Consider the following 20644-nt stretch of genomic DNA (forward strand, 5'->3'; position numbering starts at 1 on the left):
TTACGCAGCATATTTTATAAAGCTAACTCATGTTCATTGAAGGTCGGTTTATTCACTACCGCATAAAAACAGTGTGTTTTAGAACTTCCCTATCTTCACTTTAAATTGATGTTAGACACCTATCCTCATTTGTCTACCTAGTATTTTGATATTTAATCGTTTTTATAACTTAAAACAAAATACTGAATAGCCAGCTGTGTTGCGCTTTACTCTGGGGAAAGAAATGGGGTCAGGTCTTGCTTTTTGACTTTACTCTAATTTACTCGCGAAATAAATTTCACGCCTACGGTATCGTGTTTAGCCTAAGCTATGTGCAGGCACAAACTAGCTTATATACGTTTTCCCCTTGCTAACTCGCTCCCTCGCTAACTTGTATTCTTAATCTGACTTCTGACGACTGATATCTAATAACTCTTTTTTCGGCGTTAAAACGCCTCCTACAACTCACATCTCGAAACTCGTTCCTCGTAACTTTCCCCTCGCAACTCGCTAACTTTCTCCAACAAAAAAGCCGTTACATTGCTGCAACGGCTTTTTGGCATTTGAATTTAATCATGATGACTAGAAATGAAGTTTGTGACTAAAAATCAAATTTTTCTATAAAATAGTTAACTAATTTAACTAATGAAGATTGTGACTGACTTTACACTATGGTTTTTGAATTATCAATTATCTAAAATTAAGTTTGTGACATATGAATCTCAGAAAATTGAATTTAAAGCTGCACCTCACAAAAGTGGCCATTAAACTCAAATTTCAAATAATCAATCACTTCAAAAAATCATGAGTGAAAATGGTGATGCAGTATTCAAACTAATGCTTGAATTCCATATTTACGCTCACGTTTTTCAAAAGCATAGCTACCCCCTTCGAGTATATTACAAATACTCGCTTTAGTGCCTACTCCATCTGCAATCGTCCCATCTTCTAATGCACCGGAATTATAACTGATAACTTCGCTCTCGTTGTTAGCTACAATTATCTGTTCTGCATCAGTATTAACAACTAAGTTTGCATTATGTGTAACTATAATGACCTGACGATATTTCTTAATTTTCCTGAATAATGGCACTAACTGGCTCATGATAAAATCATTGTCCAAGTCATCTTCAGGTTGATCAAATACAAAAGGGCTGCCAAATGGATCTGTCGCTAATTTAAGACAGACATAGAATGTACCTCTTTGACCCACACTCAGTTTATCTACTGTTTTACCTTTATATTCAAATTCAGCATTAACATAAAGGAATGTTTTCATGCTTTCAGGTGAGAACAAATAGTTAAGTAGCTCGAATCTTCCACCTTGATTGAAAAACTCTGATCTCCAAAAAAAATCTTCAATCGAAATTAGTACTTGTTGCCCATGCTCATCCACATCACCTTCACAAGCAATTTGTTTATTCCCTTTTATCAAATTAAAAAAGTCATCAATTGCAGTGGATTGCCGTATAGCAAACATCTCTTCTAAACGTTTTGCTGTTGTTTTGGATTGTGTAGCCCTAAATTTTCCTCGGTTTAGACATCTTTCAAGCCCTTCATAAAACTTTTTACTATCAAAAATAATGCTGCCATTGATATTGATTTCATCCAACATAGAAGCAACCAATTCATTTTGCTCATCATTCCAATGTTTTTTTTCTAATTTTAGCGATTGAAATTTGTCATCTACTTTCAATTTTTCTTCAATTAAGTAGTTACGGTACGATGAAGCTAATTCTGCTCTTGATTTAACATAGTCATGATATTGTTCTGTCTTAGTTTGTATTTCCTGAAGTTTGGAATCTGCTGTATCAATAGCCAATTGGTACTCAGAAATCTTATCCAATAACGATGATATGTCCTGATTTATCCCTTGTTGTTGAAAAGCTACAACAATCGCTGAGTTACCAGTACTTAACTGTTCAATTTCACTTTCAAATTGCAAAATATTGGAGGTGATTTTGTCATTTGTAGCAGTAGTGTTAAGTAAGGGGATTTGGTTTGGTTTCAATAGCTTGAGATTAACACTACCTAAACTATTATTAATATCATTTATAGACCTAGTTATTGCTGCTTGAACCTCTCTTAGTTCATTAATAAATAACTGTTTTTCGTTTATCGACTTCAGGTTAATTTGATATTGTTCAATATGTTGCTTATTTTGAGGGTTAGTTATAGTTGCCATTAATTTAATAAATTTCTCTTTAATGGCGTTTTGATACGTAGGAGTATTGAGCCTGTTGCCAACGTCATCAGATAACTCCCAATATTGAACAAAACTCCTATATTTGCCTATATTTTCAGTAATTGCATTTGATGTCACTGAATCGAAAGTTGCTCCATGAATACCTAGCATTCGTTTTATTTCGTCACTCAATTGGCTCGGCTCTTGGCTGAAGTTTTGAATATCCCCCTGAGATACGTGCAGATATGAATATGTATCATCTAATGAGTTAAACACCAGCTCAGTACCATCACCTTGGTCAAAAGTAATCTTCAAACTATTAACCTCAACCCTACGAGCATTAGTAAATACTGCTTGATGATTAAACATTGAATGCATTGAGTCTAGAAACAAGCTTTTCCCTGTACCACGCCCCCCAATAATTGCCACCATATTAGGGTTTAACGGAATAGTTTGCGGTAGGAATTTAATTGCTTGACCAGTAAAAATTTCACCATTTAACTGAATTGAAGTGAATTTAGGTTTTATAAACGTTTTTTCAATAAAATCATCTGATTGTTGAACTCTAATTTCTGGTTCAATTAATGCCTGCCTTAGCCCTTCAAACGTTGGCTTTGCTTTTACCCACGTATAGTTTTCACCAACAGAAAACCTGCCATTTTTGGGATCGCTTATAAAACCATGTGCATCAGAGCAGCAAAAAACAGGTTTAGGTACAGCACCTTCATACCTATCCAGACAGTTTAAGAAAAATTCCCGATCATCTTTAGTACCAAGTAATAGCTGACCTTTTTTCTCTATTTCTATCGCCATTGCAATAGAACGACCTTCTCTCTTTGGTCTAAAACCACCATAACCATTTGGACATACAGCAATGAGATAATCGACACCAAATCGAAAACTTATTTTCATGTGTTCAATTAAACTTTCAAAATTAACCGTAACATCGGAAGGTTTAATTCCGTTTTGAGTAAATGAATTTTGGCAGCAATAAATTGCTTGTTGAAAACCTCCTGTATTAGCAATTTGAAATTTAGATAAGGCTTCATTTATTTGAGCACTGGTAATATGTTCTGCGAAAATACAATGAACATTTATCCACTCTCCGTCTTTATTAGGTTGGGTTAATCTAAACTCAACATTACCTAAAACAGTAATATCAGCGCCTTTTTTGGCTATCTCTTCACGAATGACTTCAAGCTCATTATCTGCAAAATAAAAGTAATTAGTCACACCAACAAGGGCAATATCATTAGTAATTAAAGCATCAACATAATTTTCGATAGTTGTGCCATTATATTGATTGTTCTGATGCGTGAATGGCGAATGAACGTGTAAATCCCATTTATTCCATATTGAGCCAATCATTTTCCTTCCTTCAATTGGATAGAACTAATTTTAAAAATAAATATATTATCTTCATTGTGTTTTATACATTAAGTGATCGGACTCTGGTTTTGCAACTAAATAATTAGATATGTATTTTTCAGAAAACTAATCTGATTAGTGTTTTGCAGATGATGTAAATATAGCGAGAGAATAACTAACAAATTTCATACTGAAATGAGCTGGCTGAATGTCTGCAACATAAAGTTGAGCTGATCACCATAACTCTCTACAAGCGTCTTTTCATCGCTCAAAACCGCCATTAGAGCATTTACGTTAACTCATTTTTGGTAAAAACGAGTTAACAAAAAGGCGAACCATTTGGTTCGCCTTTTTAGTGTTCTACTGGCTAGATTGTCACAATCTTAATTACCTGTCACAGACTTCATTAAAACTGTCACAATCTTCATTACCAGTTATCAAATCAAACCTTAGTCACGGTATGTCTCAACCGCTGGGCATGAACAAACTAGGTTACGGTCGCCGTATACGTCATCGATACGCGTTACTGTAGGCCAGAATTTGTCTTTTGCTACGCTTGGTACTGGGAATGCTGCGTAGAAACGGTCGTATGCACGGTCCCACTCATTGCCTAGTACGTCTTCTTGTGTATGCGGTGCAAACACGAGCGGGTTGTTTTCAATTGACCATTCGCCAGATGCGATACGGTCGATTTCTGACTTGATTGACACCATGGCTTCGATGAAACGGTCAATTTCAACTTTTGACTCAGACTCAGTTGGCTCAATCATTAGTGTGCCAGCTACTGGGAATGACATAGTTGGTGAATGGAAGCCGTAGTCTTGAAGACGTTTAGCTACGTCCATTTCTGTCACGCCTGTTTGCTCTTTAAGTGGGCGTAGGTCAACAATACACTCGTGCGCAACGCGGTTGTTACGGCCACGGTATAAAATTGGGTAGTGCTCGCTTAGCTTCTCTGATAAGTAGTTAGCGTTCACGATAGCCATTTCTGTTGCTTGTTTCAAGCCTTCAGAACCCATCATGGCAATGTATGCCCACGAGATTGGTAAAATTGCTGCTGAGCCGTAAGGGGCTGCAGAAACCGCACCGTTACCAATGTTTGTGCCAGCAACGTTAATTACACTGTGGTTAGGCATAAATGGCGCTAGGTGAGATTTAACACCGATAGGGCCAACACCTGGACCACCACCACCGTGTGGAATACAGAATGTTTTATGTAGGTTAAGGTGCGATACGTCAGAACCGATTGAACCTGGGCTTGTAACACCTACTTGCGCGTTCATGTTTGCGCCGTCCATGTACACTTGACCGCCGTGCTGATGCACGATGTCACAGATTTCACGAATTGTTTCTTCGTAAACGCCGTGTGTAGATGGGTACGTGATCATGATACACGATAGGTTTTCAGATACCTCTTCGGCTTTCGCTTTAAGGTCTGCCATATCAACGTTACCGTTTTTATCACAGTCAACAACCACGATTTTCATGCTTGCCATTTGTGCAGACGCTGGGTTTGTACCGTGCGCTGAACTTGGGATCAAACATACGTTACGGTGACCTTCACCGCGTGACTCGTGGTATTTACGAATAGCGATTAAGCCTGCGTACTCACCTTGTGCACCTGAGTTAGGTTGCAGTGAAACGGCATCGTAACCTGTGATGTTTACTAACCAATCATGTAACTCAGTCATCATGATTTGGTAACCCGCTGCCTGATCAAGTGGGCAGAATGGGTGTAGGTTTGCAAACTCAGGCCAAGTGATTGGGATCATCTCTGCTGTCGCATTAAGTTTCATGGTACATGAACCTAATGAGATCATTGAGTGGTTAAGCGCTAAATCTTTGTTTTCTAGACGCTTGATATAACGCAACATTTCAGTCTCGCTGTGGTACGAGTTGAAGTTAGGGTGCGTTAGAATTTCGTCATCGCGTACAAGGCTTGCAGGAATTGAGTTGCTGCCGTTTACTTCGATTTCGTTCGCAAGTGCGTCAACGCTTAGGCCGTGGTCGTCACCTAAAATGATGTCGAATAGTTCAGCTACGTCTGCACGCGTTGTTGTTTCTGATACAGAAATTGAGTATTCACCCGCACGGTTTGACGCAAAGTTAACGCCATTTGCTACTGCGCGTGCAACAACGTCGTCTTTGTTGTCTGCAACAACGGTAATGGTGTCGAACCATGTGTCGTGCTTAAGGTTTACGCCTTTCGCTTTTAAGCCAGTCGCTAAAATATCAGCAAAACGGTGAATACGCTGAGCGATTGTTTTAAGGCCTTCAGGACCATGGTAAACCGCGTAGAACGCAGCCATGTTCGCTAGTAATACTTGCGCTGTACAAATGTTTGAGTTGGCTTTTTCACGACGAATGTGTTGTTCACGTGTTTGCATTGCCATACGTAGTGCGTCGTTACCTAAGCGGTCTTTAGATACACCGATAATACGCCCCGGTAATGAACGCTTGTACTTGTCGCGTGTTGCAAAGAATGCAGCGTGTGGACCACCGTAACCCATAGGTACACCAAAACGCTGTGCTGAACCAAGTACTACGTCTGCGCCAAGTTTACCCGGTGCTTTAAGTAGTAATAAGCTCATGATGTCTGCGGCAACACAGGCAATTGCTTTTTTGCTTTGAACGCCAGCGATTAAATCGGTTACGTCTGTAATTTCACCCGTTGTTGATGGGTATTGGAATAACGCACCAAAAATGTCGTGGTCTAGCGCTTCTGCCGCTTTACCTACGATAACGTCAAAACCGAACTGCTCTGCACGTGTCGCAACAACGTCGATTGTTTGTGTGTGTACGTCATCAGCAATGAAGAATGCATTTGATTTTGATTTAGCAACACGCTTTGCAAGGCCCATTGCTTCAGCCGCAGCTGTTGATTCGTCAAGTAACGATGCGCTTGCAAGGTCAAGACCAGTTAGGTCTAGGGTCATAGTCTGGAAGTTTAATAATGATTCTAAACGACCTTGTGCAATCTCTGGTTGGTATGGTGTATACGCCGTGTACCAGCCTGGGTTCTCTAGTACGTTACGTAAAATTACGTGAGGTACGTGAGTTGGGTGGTAGCCTTGACCAATGTAAGATTTGAACACTTTATTTTTGCTTGCTACAGATTTTAAGTAGCTTAGTGTTTCAACTTCAGTGCGGCTTTCACCAATTGATAAACCTTGCTCTAAGCGAATGCTTGCAGGTACCGTTTGACCGATCAGCTCTTCAACACTCGATACTCCAAGAGCGCTCAGCATGTCGCTTACTTGCGCTGGGCTTGGCCCAATGTGACGGCGAATAAAATCTTGCTTCTGCTCTAATTGTTCAAGAGATTTGGCGTTTGACATTTGTCCAGATTCCTATGATCCAAAAAAAAGTGGTTACTGCCAATGGGTAACTGGCAATAACTTAAAAACAGGGTGATTCAATAACTTACAGCGTATGGAAAGGTAAGCTATAAAATCATAAAAGCCCCTGTGAAACCCAAGCTACGCATTTAATTAGCTGGGGATCTAGACGGGGCTTTTAGTCGGCGTGACTAATTAATTAGTCTTCGTCGATCGTGTTAGCGTAGCCTTCAGCGTCTAACAGGTTATCAAGCTCTGATGTGTCAGATGCTTTGATACGGAATAACCAACCGTCGATGTACGGGTCGTTATTTACTGTTTCAGGCGAATCTTCAAGATCTTCGTTGATTGCAACGATTTCACCGCTGATTGGTGCGTAGATGTCAGATGCTGCTTTAACAGACTCTGCTACTGCGCAGTCTTCACCCGCGTCAACTTCATCACCAACTTCTGGTAATTCTACGAATACCATGTCGCCAAGAAGTTCTTGTGCGTGCTCAGTGATACCTACAGTAAACGTACCGTCACCTTCGTCGCGAACCCACTCGTGTGAAGTAGCATATTTTAATTCGCTTGGGATATTGCTCATTTTTTTGTTCCTTTGGTTTATATTGGGTGATAACACCAAATTTTTTATATTACTTAGATAACTGATTTACCGTTACGTACAAAGCAAGGTTTAACAACCTTAACGTTAACCAGTTTTTTACGCATCTCTACTTGAGCTGTTTCGCCAGTTGAACGCGGAACGCGTGCAAGAGCGACACTGTGACCAAGTGTTGGTGAGAATGTACCAGAGGTAATCACCCCTTCACCACCTTCAACGATGACTTTTAAACCGCTACGCAATACGCCTTTTTCTTCAAGCACTAAACCAACTAGTTTGTCTGTGCTTTTGTCAGCGCGTTGCTGTTCTAATACTTCACGACCGATAAACTTACGATCTTCTGGCTCCCACGCAATCGTCCACGCCATGTTAGCAGCAAGTGGTGATACGCTTTCGTCCATATCTAAGCCGTAAAGGTTCATACCTGCCTCTAGACGAAGTGTGTCGCGTGCTCCTAGACCCGCTGGCGCTACGCCTGCATCTAGAAGTTGTTGCCACAAATCAGCAGCTTGATCATTAGGTACTACGATCTCATAACCATCTTCGCCAGTATAGCCTGTTGTTGCAATAAATAAATCACCAGCTTGCACACCAAAAAACGGCTTCATACCTTCAACAGCAGCTTGTTGCTCTGCAGTAAGTACAGTGGCCGTTTTAGCACGTGCATTAGGGCCTTGAACGGCAATCATTGCAAATTCAGGACGCTCAGTAACCGTTACGGCGAAATCAGCCGAAACTTTAGCTAAATGCGCTAAATCTTTTTCACGGGTTGCTGAGTTAACAACTAAACGATAGTCAGTTTCTGAAAAAAAGTAGATGATAAGGTCGTCGATTACGCCGCCTTCTTCGTTAAGCATACCTGTGTAAAGTGCTTTACCCGGTACCGTTAACTTAGCAACGTCGTTTGCTACTAGCTTACGTAAGAACGCTTGTGCTTGTTCGCCTTGCACATCAACAATTGTCATGTGCGATACGTCAAACATACCTGCATCTGCGCGAACCGCATTATGCTCTTCGATTTGTGAGCCGTAGTTGATTGGCATTTCCCAGCCGTGAAAATCAACCATTTTTGCGCCAGCTTCAAGGTGCTTAGCATGTAAAACTGTTTTAGAAGTCATAATATTCCTTCACTTTTAAATTAACCCACTAAGTGGGCGTGGCCTCAATTTAATGAGGGGGAATAACATGGGCGGCGATTATACATTAGTTGCACAGTTGTCACACCCAAATTGCGATTTGTAACTACAAAAAACAGCTAAACACCCAAGTGTGTAGCTGTTTTTAAAATTTATACTTTAAGCAACATCCGCTAAGGTTAAATCAAACCCGAGCTGCTGTAAGTGCGCTTGCCATTTATCAAGCTCTGCTTGGCGCGCTACCAGTTGAAACTGCTGCTGATCTTGGTTATCAATCGCGGTAATAAATACCTCACCGCTTTGTGCACCATAACAGCTGCGCATGTCAGATAAACGCAGGCCTGGTGTTAGCTTAAAGTTATCTACCAAGGCATCAAACGCTTGCTCACCACTTAAGGTTAACGCGCTTAAGTCGTTACGCATAACATAATCAATATCGTAACGCAGTTGTTGCTCGTTTATTAGCGACTGCAGCTGCACGCTGGCGTCTTTGGCGAGTACAAAACGAAAAGCGGTTTCGTTAAAGTAATACAACGCATAAGCGTAGCTGCTTGTTAGGTCATCGTCTAATGAGCTGCGTAAGCCTAAACCGCTGGCGGTTAGCTTATTAATATCAAGACCTAAAATAGTCGTTAAAAATGGGATTGCTTCAGTGCCACTAAAATCCATAATGGCAGTATCGCTATTTGCTTGTAGCACGTTGTTTGCTGGCGTATTAGCTTGGCTGTGACGAGCAAACATTATTGGCGTAAAAGTCATATGTGACACCTATCAATCTTTAATGCTTGAAGTATATTGTCCCGTGCTTGCAACAACAAATTGTAATTATTTATCAATTGATAAATAATACTTATATATGCAGCCCTATAAATAGAATTTTTAAATGAAAAATATTTCTACCGATAGTTTACGCACCCTCGTTGCGGTTGTTGAAGTAGGTGGTTTTGCCAAAGCTGGCGAGCTATTAGGGCTGTCGCAACCGGCGGTTAGTCTGCAAATAAAACGGCTTGAAGATATGCTTGGCCACAAGCTATTTAAAAAGCAGGGGCAACGCCAAGTACTCAATCAATACGGTGAGTTATTGCTGCCTTTGGCAAAACAAATGTTGCAACAAAACGATGCCATTTTGCAGCAGTTCACCAGCGAAAACGTAACCGGTAAAGTGCGCTTAGGTATTCCCAGCGAATTTGCTGCGCGTATCTTGCCTTCTATTATTGGCGACTTTGTGGCGCTCTACCCTGATGTATCGCTAGAGGTTCGCTCGCGCTTAAGTAAACATTTATTGTCGGTATCGCGCCAAGATCAGTTTGATCTGGTGCTTGCTCTAAACGAAGAACTCGAGTCGGCCAAGTTCCCTATTTTTATGCAAGATCAACTGGTGTGGGTAGGCGATTTAAACCTAGCACAAAACGATGTAGTTACCCTTGTTACCGCTCCCGAGGGCTGTATTTATCGTCGCCGCGCGATTGATGCATTGCAGCACGCAGGGATTAAATACCGTATTGCGTACAGTAATGCCGATTTAACAGGCCTTACTGCGGCATTAAAAGAAGGGTTAGGTATTACTGTTTTAGCAAAAAGCACCGTACCGAATGAGCTAAACTATCAACTACACACCAAGGATCTGCCTGAATTAGGCCAAATAGGGATTAGTTTAATTAAGCGGGCTGACGAACCGGGCAATGCGGTTGATAAACTTGCCGAGTTTATTGCGCTGCGTTTAACGTAAGCGAGTGGCGATTAATTCATTGATTGAGTATTTCGATGTGGATGTGAGTGTTTCGTTGAGTGTTTCGGTGGATGAGTATTTCGATGAGTGTTGTTTTATTTCACCTTGAAAGTCTTTTTTCGGCATTAAAACGCCTTCTATGTTTCGTATTGAGCCGTTTATCGCAAAATAAATTGCACGCCGACACCTAATCCCCCCCTGCAATACCCTACTTGTGGGCACGGTTTTCGCCATGCAGGTTTAAACTTATAACCTGCAAGTGGTTAGCGTGTTATGCAGCAACAAATATTGCCTTTGCATCATACTCACCCAATTAGCACATCGTTAAGTATTACTTAACGAGGTATCGCACACAAATAATACTACAATACTACTGTATTTATTATTTTCATTTTAATTCATGAACTTATGCTTTATATCAATTTTATTACAAATAGGATTGATTCGCATTACTTTACATGTTTAAATTGCGCCGGTTAAAAAAATCTAAACATACACAGGACGCACAATGAAACCTACGTTTATTGTTTCAACTCTTTCTACTGCCATAGCGTTATCACTTAGCGCTAATGCTTTTGCTAAAGATGTAACTAAAGAAGAAAAGAACTTCGAGCAAATTACTGTCATTGGCTCTGCATCTGCTATTAACGATATTCCGGGTTCTGCTACTTTCATCAGCGAGCAAGATCTTGAAAAGTTTGAATACACCGACATCTCACGTGTTTTAAGTGCGGTGCCCGGTGTATACGTTCAAGAAGAAGATGGCTATGGTCTACGCCCTAACATTGGTATGCGTGGTACAGGTACTGGCCGTAACGATAAAATCTCTGTAATGGAAGACGGCGTTCTTGTTGCTCCTGCTCCTTACTCTGCACCATCGGCTTACTACTTCCCTACTATGGGCCGCATGGAGTCTATCGAAGTACTTAAAGGTGCTGCATCGGTTAAATATGGTCCACGTACAACGGGCGGTGTTTTAAACTTAGTATCACGCAGCTTACCGACCGAAGGTTCTAAAGGTTTATTAAACGCTGAACTAGGTAGCGATGGTTTTTACAAAGGCCACGCATACTTCGGTAAAAAGAAAAACAATGCAGCAGGCTTAGTTGAAGTATTCACTTACGGCGCAGATGGCTTTAAAGAATTACCGGTTGGTAGCGATAACTCTGGTTTTGAAAAGAACGATTTCTTATTAAAGTTTGGTTTTGATTTTGGTGATAACGAAGCTCACAGCCTTGAAATGAAAGTTAAATACTCAGACGAGCGCTCTGATGAAACTTACATGGGCTTAACCGATACAGACTACCAAGAAAACCCATATCGTCGTTATGCTGCCTCGCAAAATGATGAAATGAACACGCAACACAATGCATACCAAGTTAACTATGCATATCGCTTTGGTAAAGGTTACGAGTTACTTGCAACTGCTTACTTAAATGACTTCCACCGTAACTGGTATAAAGCGAGCAAAGTAAGCTCAAGCTACCTTGAACAGTACAGCGAATTTGAAGCAAACCCAACCAGCGAAGGTATCGAAGGGGTTGCTGTTAAAGCAAATAACCGTGACTACCAAGCGAAAGGTTTACAAACAGAGTTCCATATTCCTGCGGGTAACCACTACATTACAGTGGGTGCGCGTTACCACGAAGACGAAATGGATCGCTTCCAATGGCAAGACAAATACACGCTTAATCAAGACCTTTCAATGACGCTAACTGAAAAAGGCGTACCAGGTTCAGATAGCAACCGTGTAGATAGCGCTGAAGCTACAACGCTATTCATTCAAGATGAGTGGTCATTAGACGCATTAGTAATTAGCGCGGGTCTGCGTTATGAAGATATCACGATTAAACGTGAAGAATGGGCAAAATCAGATCCAACACGAGCAAACGGTTTAACTAAAAATATCAGCAACGACACTGAAATTTTAGTGCCGTCACTGGGCGCAACATACACTGTTAGCGATAGCTTAACGCTACTTGCTGGTATTCAAAAAGGGTATGCGCCAGCAGCACCAGGTAATGCGGATCAAGAAGAAGAAGAGAGTGTTAACATTGAGCTTGGGGGTCGCTACGACTATGCAGGCTTTAATGGTGAAGTGATTTACTTTAACTCTGACTACACAAACATGCACGGTAACTGTACTGCTGCTGTAGGCTGTAACGACAATAACATTGGCGACCAGTACAACTACGGTGAAGTGTCGGTATCTGGTTTTGAAGTGAGCGCCGGTAAAGTGTTTGCAACAGATACAGCCTCATTCCCTGTGCGTTTAACGTATACCTACACAAACTCTGAGTTTGAAAATGACTTTGAATCAGATCTTTGGGGCAGCGTTAAAAGTGGTGATGCTATGCCATATGTACCAGAAAACCAGCTAGCGCTTTCGTTTGGTGCCGAGTTCTCAAGCTTTGTGTTTGATACGCAAATGCGTTATGTGTCTGATGCACACGCAGACTTATCAACTTCAGGCCGTAACGCAATTGACAGCCGTGTAGTATGGGATTTAGCCGCTAAATACCTTATCGACGACAAACAAAAAGTATACCTAACGGTCGACAACCTGTTTGACAAAACCTACGTCGCAAACCGTGCAAACGGAGGTATTCAACCTGGTAAGCCACGTACCCTTCAAGTAGGTTACAGCTACTCTTTTTAATACCGAAGCGTATTAGTAAGATAGCCGCGTGATGAAAGTCACGCGGCTTTTTATTTTGCTTTTTTCAAGCTTAACTTTTCACACATAAAAAAACCTCCCGCAGGAGGTTTTTATCAGTCTAAATAAACGGTGTGTTTATTATTGACCTTTCACTTCTTTAAGACCATTGAAAGGTGCTTTTTCACCTAACGCTTCTTCAATACGAAGAAGTTGGTTGTATTTAGCAACACGGTCAGAACGGCTTAATGAACCTGTTTTAATTTGACCAGCCGCCGTACCAACAGCAAGATCTGCAATTGTTGCATCTTCTGTTTCACCTGAACGGTGAGAGATAACAGCAGTGAAACCAGCATCTTTTGCCATTTTAATCGCAGCAAGCGTTTCAGTTAATGAACCGATTTGGTTGAACTTGATTAGGATTGAGTTAGCAATACCGTTATCAATACCACGCTTTAAGATTTTCGTGTTTGTTACGAAAAGGTCGTCACCTACTAATTGAACTTTATCGCCAATTAGTTTTGTTTGGTGTGCGAAACCGTCCCAATCAGACTCATCTAGGCCGTCTTCAATTGAAACAATTGGGTACTGCTCTGTTAGGTCTTTAAGGAAATAGTTAAATTCTTCTGACGTGAATTTTTTACCTTCGCCTTTCAGGTCGTAGATGTTTGCTTCTTTGTCGTAGAACTCAGATGCAGCACAGTCTAGCGCTAAAGTAATGTCTTTACCTAGCTCGTAACCTGCATTTGCAACAGCCACTTTAATTGCAGCAAGTGCCGCTTCATTTGATTCAAGGTTTGGTGCAAAACCACCTTCATCACCTACTGATGTAGAGTGACCGTCTGCTTTAAGTACTTTTGCAAGACTGTGGAATACTTCTGCGCCCATGCGCAGTGCTTCACGGAAGTTTGCAGCGCCAACTGGCTGGATCATGAACTCTTGGATATCAACAGAGTTATCTGCGTGCTCACCACCGTTGATGATGTTCATCATTGGTAATGGCATAGAGTAAACGCCCGGCGTACCATTTAAGTCAGCGATGTGCTCATAAAGCTCAACGCCTTTAGAGTTTGCAGCTGCTTTAGCTGTTGCTAAAGATACCGCTAAGATTGCGTTAGCACCTAATTTTTCTTTATTTTCAGTGCCGTCTAAATCTAGCATTACTTGGTCAACAGCTTGTTGATCAAGTGCGCTTTGGCCTTTAAGAGCCGCTGCGATTTCGTTATTGATATAACCTACCGCTTTTAAAACACCTTTACCTAAGTAACGTGCTTTATCACCATCACGTAATTCAAGCGCTTCGCGAGTACCTGTTGATGCACCAGAAGGTGCTGCAGCACGGCCCCATGAACCATCAGCTAAATGTACATCAGCTTCAACAGTTGGGTTACCACGCGAGTCCATGATTTCGCGACCAATCACTTTTACGATTTCTGACATCTTGATTCCTCTTTTCCCGAAAATGGTGAGTTTATGCCAACTTTGTTAATTCGTTGGCTTTTTAAAACAAATAAGCCGTGCATATAGCACGGCCTATTTAAATTACGATGACGCTTTTTGGTGAGTGTGTGCAGCTGCAACAAACCCTTCAAATAGCGGGTGACCATCACGTGGTGTTGACGTGAATTCCGGGTGGAATTGCGCGGCAATAAACCAAGGGTGATCTTTATTTTCGATAATTTCGACTAGTTTCTTATCTTCAGATAAACCAGTGAAACTTAAACCTGCTTTTTCAAGCTGCTCTACGTAGTGGTTATTTACTTCGTAGCGATGACGGTGACGTTCAACAATTTCGTCACTACCGTATACTTCACTTACTTTAGAGCCTGGCGTTAAGTGACATTTTTGTGCGCCTAAACGCATTGTGCCTCCAAGGTCAGACTGCTCATCACGTACTTCAACGTTACCGTCGGCATCTTGCCACTCGGTGATTAAGCCAACCACTGGGTGTGCTGATTTTGCATTGAATTCCGTTGAGTTTGCATCTGCAAGGCCTGCAACGTTACGCGCATACTCAATAAGTGCCACTTGCATACCTAAACAAATGCCTAGGTAAGGTACTTTGTTTTCACGTGCGTATTTAGCCGCTAAAATCTTACCTTCAACACCACGACCACCAAAACCACCTGGTACTAAAATAGCGTCAAGGTGAGAAAGCATCTCAGTGCCTTTGCTTTCTAAGTCTTGTGAATCAACGTATTCGATGTTCACTGTTAAACGGTTTTTAAGACCCGCATGCTTTAATGCTTCGTTTACTGACTTGTAAGCGTCTGGTAGTTCAATGTACTTACCTACCATACCAATTGTCACTTCACCCGTTGGGTTAGACTCTTGATATAATACTTGCTCCCACTCAGATAAATCTGCTTCTGGGCACTCAAGGTAAAAACGACGACACACAAAGTTATCAAGTTCTTGTGACTTAAGTAACGCTGGGATCTTGTAGATGCTTTCTACGTCTGGTAATGAAATAACGGCTTTTTCTTCCACGTTAGTGAAAAGTGCGATTTTCGCGCGCTCGTTATTAGGTAATTTACGATCAGAACGACAAATTAAGATATCTGGTTGGATACCAATCGAACGTAATTCTTTTACTGAATGTTGTGTTGGTTTCGTTTTAACTTCACCTGCAGGGCCTAAGAATGGCACAAGCGTTAGGTGAATAAACAATGCGCGCTCACGGCCGATTTCTGTGCCAAGCTGACGAATTGCTTCTAAGAACGGTTGTGACTCAATGTCACCCACTGTACCACCAATTTCAACGATGGCTACATCGCGACCTTCGGCACCGTCGTATACACGTTGCTTAATGTCGTTTGTGATATGTGGAATAACCTGAATTGTTGCACCAAGGTATTCACCGCGACGCTCACGTCGTAAAACATCTTCATAAACACGGCCTTGTGTGAAGTTGTTGCGGCTACTCATCTTAGTACGGATGAAACGCTCATAGTGACCTAAATCAAGGTCAGTTTCTGCACCGTCTTCAGTAACATATACTTCACCGTGCTGAATTGGGCTCATAGTGCCTGGGTCAACGTTGATGTAAGGATCCAGCTTTAAAATAGTCACGTTTAAACCACGTGCTTCTAAAATTGCGGCTAACGACGCTGCTGCAATACCTTTACCCAACGAAGAAACAACCCCGCCAGTAACGAAGATAAATTTTGTACTCATGCGAACCCTAGAATATCAGGAATTAAAAGGAATAATATAGAATCAAGACGGGGCGATATTATAGCAAAGGCACTGCTATCAATCCAGATAAAATTAGCAAATAAGTGCACAAAAAACGAGCGCGGCATTCCTGTCCCTATGCTGTGTCATTGTGGGTGCTTTTTAATGGCTTCCCACGCGCTGTCCATCTCTTCTAAACTTGCGGTCTCTAAACATTGCCCGCGCTCACTTAAATAAGCGGCCACTTTTTCAAAGCGTGCCATAAACTTAGCGTTAGCACTGCGTAATAATTGCTCAGGGTCGCGCTTAATATGACGGGCCACATTGACCGTTGCAAATAACAAATCGCCCAGTTCTTCTGCGCTGTGTTCTGAGTACGGATCATGCGCAAGCGCTTCTTTCACTTCCCCGACTTCTTCGGCCACTTTATCAAGTGCCCCCTGATAGCTTGGCCAATCGAAGCCAAGACTTGCCACCCGCTGCTGAATCTTTTTCGCCTTAGTAAGCCCTGGCATCGCATCGGGGATGTCTTGCCATAAACTCAGTTGCTGTGTGGGTGCTTTTTGCGCCCGCTCTTGTGCTTTTATTGCTTGCCACTGCTGTGATAATTCGGCCTCTGTGAGTGTTGTTTTTTCAGCGAACACATGAGGGTGCCTGCGCACTAGTTTTTCGTTTAATGTGCTGACAACGTCATTAAAATCAAATAGCCCCTGCTCTTTTGCAAGCTGCGCGTAAAACACAACCTGAAAGAGTAAGTCACCCAGTTCACTTTTAAGCTCACTCAACTCGCCCTTTTCAATGCAGTCAGCAACTTCATAAGCCTCTTCAATGGTATGAGGCACTATCGATTTAAAATTTTGTTTTAAATCCCACGGGCACCCAGTATCTGGGTCCCGTAGTTTTTCCATGATCGCTAATGAGTCATCAATACTGTGTTTATCTGTCATTACGCATGCCCACGTTTTGCTTCATGGACCCCTTCAATTTGGTGAAGTTTAGATAACAAGCGGTTTGTGCTTGATAAGTCGTGAACTTCTACCTGCATTGAGAAAAGTGCTAATTGCTTGTCTTCGACTGTGTTGACGTTCATGTTCAGCACATTTACTTTTTCATTGGCAAGTACAGAGCTAATATCACGAATAAGCCCAGATCTATCCGTTGCCTCTACTTTAATGGTTAGCGTGTAAGAGCCATTTACATCGTCTGACCAACTTACTGAAATCACACGCTCTGGGTGCTTTTCTCGCAGTTTTTCAAATGAATCACAGTCTTCACGGTGAACGGCAATCCCCCGCCCTTGCGTGATATACCCAATAATTTCATCGCCGGGAACAGGGCGACAACATTTAGCCACATGGCTCAATAAACTGCCGACGCCATCAACCACAATGCCATTTTTATCACCGTTGACACTTTTTGGTTTTTTAAACCTGATTTGTGGCTCGTCGTCATCACGGTCGCTAATAAAGTTAAGCAACTGATTAAGACGCACATCACCTGCGCCAACAGCAACCATTAAATCTTCAAGACCCCGCAAGTTAAAGCGCTCTATCGCGGGGGTAAGATCTTTGGTTGTAAGATCGAGCTTGTGTAGTTCTGTTTCTAGAATTTCTTTACCGGCACTTAAGTTTTTATCGCGGTCGAGCTGCTTAAACCAATGATGAATTTTCGAACGTGCTCGCGACGATTTAATATAGCCTAACGACGGATTTAACCAATCTCGGCTCGGGTTCGCTTGCTTTTGCGTTAAAATCTCAACCTGATCGCCCGTACTTAGTTGGTACGTAAAAGGCACAATTTTGCCAAATACTTTTGCGCCGATACACCGGTGCCCTACATTAGAGTGAATGTAGTAGGCAAAATCGAGCGGCGTCGCACCGAGTGGTAAATCAAAAATATCGCCTTTCGGGGTAAACACGTAAACACGGTCTTCCACCACCTGATTTTTAAGCTCTTCGGCTAAGTCGCTGCCATCAACAACTTCTTCTTGCCATTGCAGTAACTTACGCAACCAGCTAATTTTTTGCTCATAACCTGAGCCACGCCCCGGTAATGCGCCTTCTTTGTACATCCAGTGAGCCGCGACACCGAGCTCGGCATCTTGGTGCATCTCGCTGGTACGAATTTGAATTTCGACAGTTTTACCTTCAGGACCAAACACCACGGTATGAATCGATTGATAACCATTTTGTTTTGGCGTTGCAATGTAGTCATCAAACTCTTTATTTAAATGACGCCAGTTTGTGTGAACAATCCCCAAGGCCGCGTAGCAATCTTGCAAACGCTCAACCACAATACGCATGGCACGAATATCAAATAATTGATCGAACTCGTAGTTCTTCTGCGCCATTTTTTTATAAATGCTGAAAATATGTTTCGGGCGACCATACACCTCGCCAGCAATGCCCGCTTCTTGGAGGCGTGCTTTAACCAGAGCCACCATATTTTCCATGTAGGCTTCGCGGGCAAGCCGTTTATCGTCTAATTGCTTGGCAATATTTTTGTAGGTGTCTGGGTGCAAATAACGAAAAGATAAGTCTTCTAGCTCCCACTTAAGCTGACCTATCCCTAAACGATTGGCGAGTGGCGCAAAAATATCGCGCGTTTCTTTTGCTGCTATTACGCGCTCTTCTTCACTGCCATTTTTCACTTCGCGTAGGTAACATACTTGTTCAGCCAGTTTAATAACCACCGCACGCACATCTTCAACCATTGCCAAAAGCATACGGCGAATATTATCAATTTGAACGGTGCCTTTACCCTGATGTGCTAAGGTGCTGATGGTTGCCATTTGGCTCACACCAGTAAGCAGCAAGGCAACGTGGTTACCAAGCTTATCTGTTACTGTGTCGATAGAAATTTTTTCAGCTAAAAAATACGGCGTTAAAAAGGCGGTTGCCAATGAATCAGCATCTAAATTTAGCTCGGCTAAAATCTCCACCATTTCAATGGCCATATTCTGGCGTTTAACATCATCGCAATGCAGGCACAATTGATGCGCCTGTTCTAATAAGGTAGATTTATCTTCTGTTAGCGCTAACAGCTCTATACGGCTGGTAAAATCACTCGGCTTAGTAAGCTGATGTGACTGTCTAGTGGCTACCATAGTGCGCTTTACCTCCTGTGAAATAACGCCATCGTTTCAATATGCCCTGTATGCGGGAACATATTCATAAGCCCAATTTTTTCAATGCTGAAGCCTGCTTGTAAAATAATTGCACTGTCACGGGCTAAAGTAACAGGATCACAAGAGACATATAAAATCGTTTTAAACTGAGTAAGTGGTAACTGCTCTAAAATAGCCATAGCGCCAGTTCGTGACGGGTCAAGCACCAATACATCAATGTCTTTGCTGAACCACGCAGCTGATTGCATTGATTGAGTTAAATCAAAGCAATAAAAATCGGTATTCGATAATGAGTTAGTTTGCGCATTTTGTTTCGCTAATGCAACCGCAGAATCCACTCCTTCGACACCAATAACGTGTTTTGCATACTTTGCAATCAATAATGAAAAATTACCAATACCACAAAATAAATCTAATACCTGTTCATGACCCTGTAAATCAAGCCACACTTTTGCTTGATGTAACATGGCTTGATTAACATGCGGATTTACTTGCACAAAGTTCTCTAAGCCAAACTCAAAGGTTAAGTCGTACTCTGGTATAGTGTAGTACGGCATTGGATGATGAGTGTGATCAATCTCACCGCTGTGTGATTGCCATACTAGGCACCATTGATACTCATCACAGGCTTTCTCAACAACCGTTTTAAGCGCATTGCTAATTGGTTTTGTATGGCGAATGACAACATAAGCGGCATTGTCTGCCTCGCACAGTTGTAAGTGACTAATACAGGTTAGCCCTGCGTGGTTATTTATCAGTTCATCAAAGACCGTAAATAACGCGCTAAATTTAGTTGAAAGCACATCACAACGCTCAATACTCACGAGCTGCTTTGACCCTTGAGCACGATAACCTACGCGCATTTTTTTCGCGGCTTTATCATGCATTACGGCAACACGTGCCGATCGTCTGTAATGACGCGCTTCACTAACAAGCGGCGCTTGCCAATTTAAATTATCTGCTTTGGCAAATTTACTGAATAGCTGGCTCACAGCTGCTTGCTTTTCAACTAATTGCTGCGATGCATCGAGGTGTTGTAACTGACAACCACCACATACTTGATAATGCTGACAAAAAGGCGTTACTCGATGCGCTGACGCGCGCAATACTTTTTTGCAATCAGCACTGGCAAAACGTGCCTTATCGTCAATGAGCTGTGCTTTAACTTCCTCGCCGGGCAGCGCACCGTTCACAAAGCACACTTTACTGCCTTGCTTTGCAACACCTCGTCCTTGGTGATCCATGGCCGAAACGGTGAGTGTGAGCATTTTTTGTGAGACGGATTTCTTTTTAGCTTTGAAAATCTGTGCCATCGGGCAACACCTTAATTATTGATAAAGCG

13 protein-coding genes are annotated in these 20644 nt (G+C 42.0%); 2 read left to right on the forward strand and 11 right to left on the reverse strand.

The genetic code is table 11. The features are described 5' to 3' along the window. Positions 1-808: 808 nt before the first annotated feature. The 5 genes from BWD47_RS08275 to BWD47_RS08295 form a co-directional block, all read right to left on the reverse strand. Entirely contained in the window at positions 809-3532 is a 2724-nt protein-coding gene (locus BWD47_RS08275; protein WP_075593790.1) for a TrlF family AAA-like ATPase, read from the reverse strand. A gap of 449 nt (positions 3533-3981) precedes the next feature. Beyond that, positions 3982-6870, reverse strand: a complete 2889-nt coding sequence (gene gcvP / locus BWD47_RS08280) for an aminomethyl-transferring glycine dehydrogenase (protein WP_075593791.1) — start codon at positions 6868-6870, stop codon at positions 3982-3984. A 199-nt stretch (positions 6871-7069) separates the two neighbouring features. After that, positions 7070-7459 (reverse strand): glycine cleavage system protein GcvH, encoded by a 390-nt coding sequence (gene gcvH / locus BWD47_RS08285; RefSeq protein WP_036966655.1) that lies wholly within the window; start codon positions 7457-7459, stop codon positions 7070-7072. A 53-nt stretch (positions 7460-7512) separates the two neighbouring features. Next, positions 7513-8595, reverse strand: a complete 1083-nt coding sequence (gcvT, locus tag BWD47_RS08290; protein ID WP_075593792.1) for a glycine cleavage system aminomethyltransferase GcvT — start codon at positions 8593-8595, stop codon at positions 7513-7515. A gap of 177 nt (positions 8596-8772) precedes the next feature. Further along, entirely contained in the window at positions 8773-9372 is a 600-nt protein-coding gene (locus BWD47_RS08295; RefSeq protein WP_036966649.1) for a hypothetical protein, read from the reverse strand. Positions 9373-9496: 124 nt separating this feature from the next. Between BWD47_RS08295 and BWD47_RS08300 the strand changes: the two genes are divergently transcribed. After that, positions 9497-10342 (forward strand): LysR family transcriptional regulator, encoded by an 846-nt coding sequence (locus BWD47_RS08300; protein WP_065978637.1) that lies wholly within the window; start codon positions 9497-9499, stop codon positions 10340-10342. On the opposite strand, the gene BWD47_RS20255 is transcribed toward BWD47_RS08300, so the two are convergent. After that, on the reverse strand, positions 10334-10468 hold the full coding sequence (locus tag BWD47_RS20255) for a hypothetical protein (protein ID WP_256719294.1): 135 nt from the start codon (positions 10466-10468) through the stop codon (positions 10334-10336). The genes BWD47_RS08300 and BWD47_RS20255 overlap by 9 nt on opposite strands. Before the next feature lie 382 nt (positions 10469-10850). On the opposite strand from BWD47_RS20255, the gene BWD47_RS08305 reads away from it, so the two are divergent. Beyond that, entirely contained in the window at positions 10851-13001 is a 2151-nt protein-coding gene (locus BWD47_RS08305; RefSeq protein WP_075593793.1) for a TonB-dependent receptor domain-containing protein, read from the forward strand. Between the two features lie 138 nt (positions 13002-13139). On the opposite strand, the gene eno is transcribed toward BWD47_RS08305, so the two are convergent. From eno to rlmD, 5 genes are all read right to left on the reverse strand, one after another. Then, a complete protein-coding gene (gene eno / locus BWD47_RS08310; protein WP_036966640.1) occupies positions 13140-14438 on the reverse strand; it encodes a phosphopyruvate hydratase in 1299 nt (432 codons plus the stop codon). Between the two features lie 102 nt (positions 14439-14540). Beyond that, entirely contained in the window at positions 14541-16175 is a 1635-nt protein-coding gene (locus tag BWD47_RS08315) for a CTP synthase (protein WP_036966637.1), read from the reverse strand. 146 nt (positions 16176-16321) lie between these two features. After that, positions 16322-17122: a nucleoside triphosphate pyrophosphohydrolase gene (gene mazG, locus BWD47_RS08320; protein WP_036966634.1), complete on the reverse strand. Its 801-nt coding sequence runs from the start codon at positions 17120-17122 to the stop codon at positions 16322-16324. Continuing rightward, complete coding sequence (gene relA / locus BWD47_RS08325) at positions 17122-19281, reverse strand: GTP diphosphokinase (RefSeq protein ID WP_036966631.1); 2160 nt, start codon at positions 19279-19281, stop codon at positions 17122-17124. Before relA ends, mazG begins: the two co-directional genes overlap by 1 nt. Positions 19282-19289: 8 nt before the next feature. Next, the gene (rlmD, locus tag BWD47_RS08330; protein WP_036966629.1) at positions 19290-20615 is read right to left on the reverse strand and encodes a 23S rRNA (uracil(1939)-C(5))-methyltransferase RlmD; all 1326 of its coding nucleotides are present in this window, start codon (positions 20613-20615) and stop codon (positions 19290-19292) included. Positions 20616-20644: the final 29 nt, after the last annotated feature.

Origin of the sequence: Pseudoalteromonas sp. PAB 2.2, from assembly GCF_001938575.1 — a bacterium.
Classification (GTDB): domain Bacteria; phylum Pseudomonadota; class Gammaproteobacteria; order Enterobacterales; family Alteromonadaceae; genus Pseudoalteromonas; species Pseudoalteromonas lipolytica.

Coding starts and splice junctions, on each gene's coding strand:
- rlmD (WP_036966629.1), bottom strand. CDS start 20,615: ATGGCACAGATTTTCAAAGCTAAAAAGAAATCCGTCTCACAAAAAATG.
- eno (WP_036966640.1), bottom strand. CDS start 14,438: ATGTCAGAAATCGTAAAAGTGATTGGTCGCGAAATCATGGACTCGCGT.
- gcvP (WP_075593791.1), bottom strand. CDS start 6,870: ATGTCAAACGCCAAATCTCTTGAACAATTAGAGCAGAAGCAAGATTTT.
- BWD47_RS08315 (WP_036966637.1), bottom strand. CDS start 16,175: ATGAGTACAAAATTTATCTTCGTTACTGGCGGGGTTGTTTCTTCGTTG.
- BWD47_RS08275 (WP_075593790.1), bottom strand. CDS start 3,532: ATGATTGGCTCAATATGGAATAAATGGGATTTACACGTTCATTCGCCA.
- relA (WP_036966631.1), bottom strand. CDS start 19,281: ATGGTAGCCACTAGACAGTCACATCAGCTTACTAAGCCGAGTGATTTT.
- gcvT (WP_075593792.1), bottom strand. CDS start 8,595: ATGACTTCTAAAACAGTTTTACATGCTAAGCACCTTGAAGCTGGCGCA.
- BWD47_RS20255 (WP_256719294.1), bottom strand. CDS start 10,468: ATGCCGAAAAAAGACTTTCAAGGTGAAATAAAACAACACTCATCGAAA.
- BWD47_RS08295 (WP_036966649.1), bottom strand. CDS start 9,372: ATGACTTTTACGCCAATAATGTTTGCTCGTCACAGCCAAGCTAATACG.
- BWD47_RS08300 (WP_065978637.1), top strand. CDS start 9,497: ATGAAAAATATTTCTACCGATAGTTTACGCACCCTCGTTGCGGTTGTT.
- BWD47_RS08305 (WP_075593793.1), top strand. CDS start 10,851: ATGAAACCTACGTTTATTGTTTCAACTCTTTCTACTGCCATAGCGTTA.
- mazG (WP_036966634.1), bottom strand. CDS start 17,122: ATGACAGATAAACACAGTATTGATGACTCATTAGCGATCATGGAAAAA.
- gcvH (WP_036966655.1), bottom strand. CDS start 7,459: ATGAGCAATATCCCAAGCGAATTAAAATATGCTACTTCACACGAGTGG.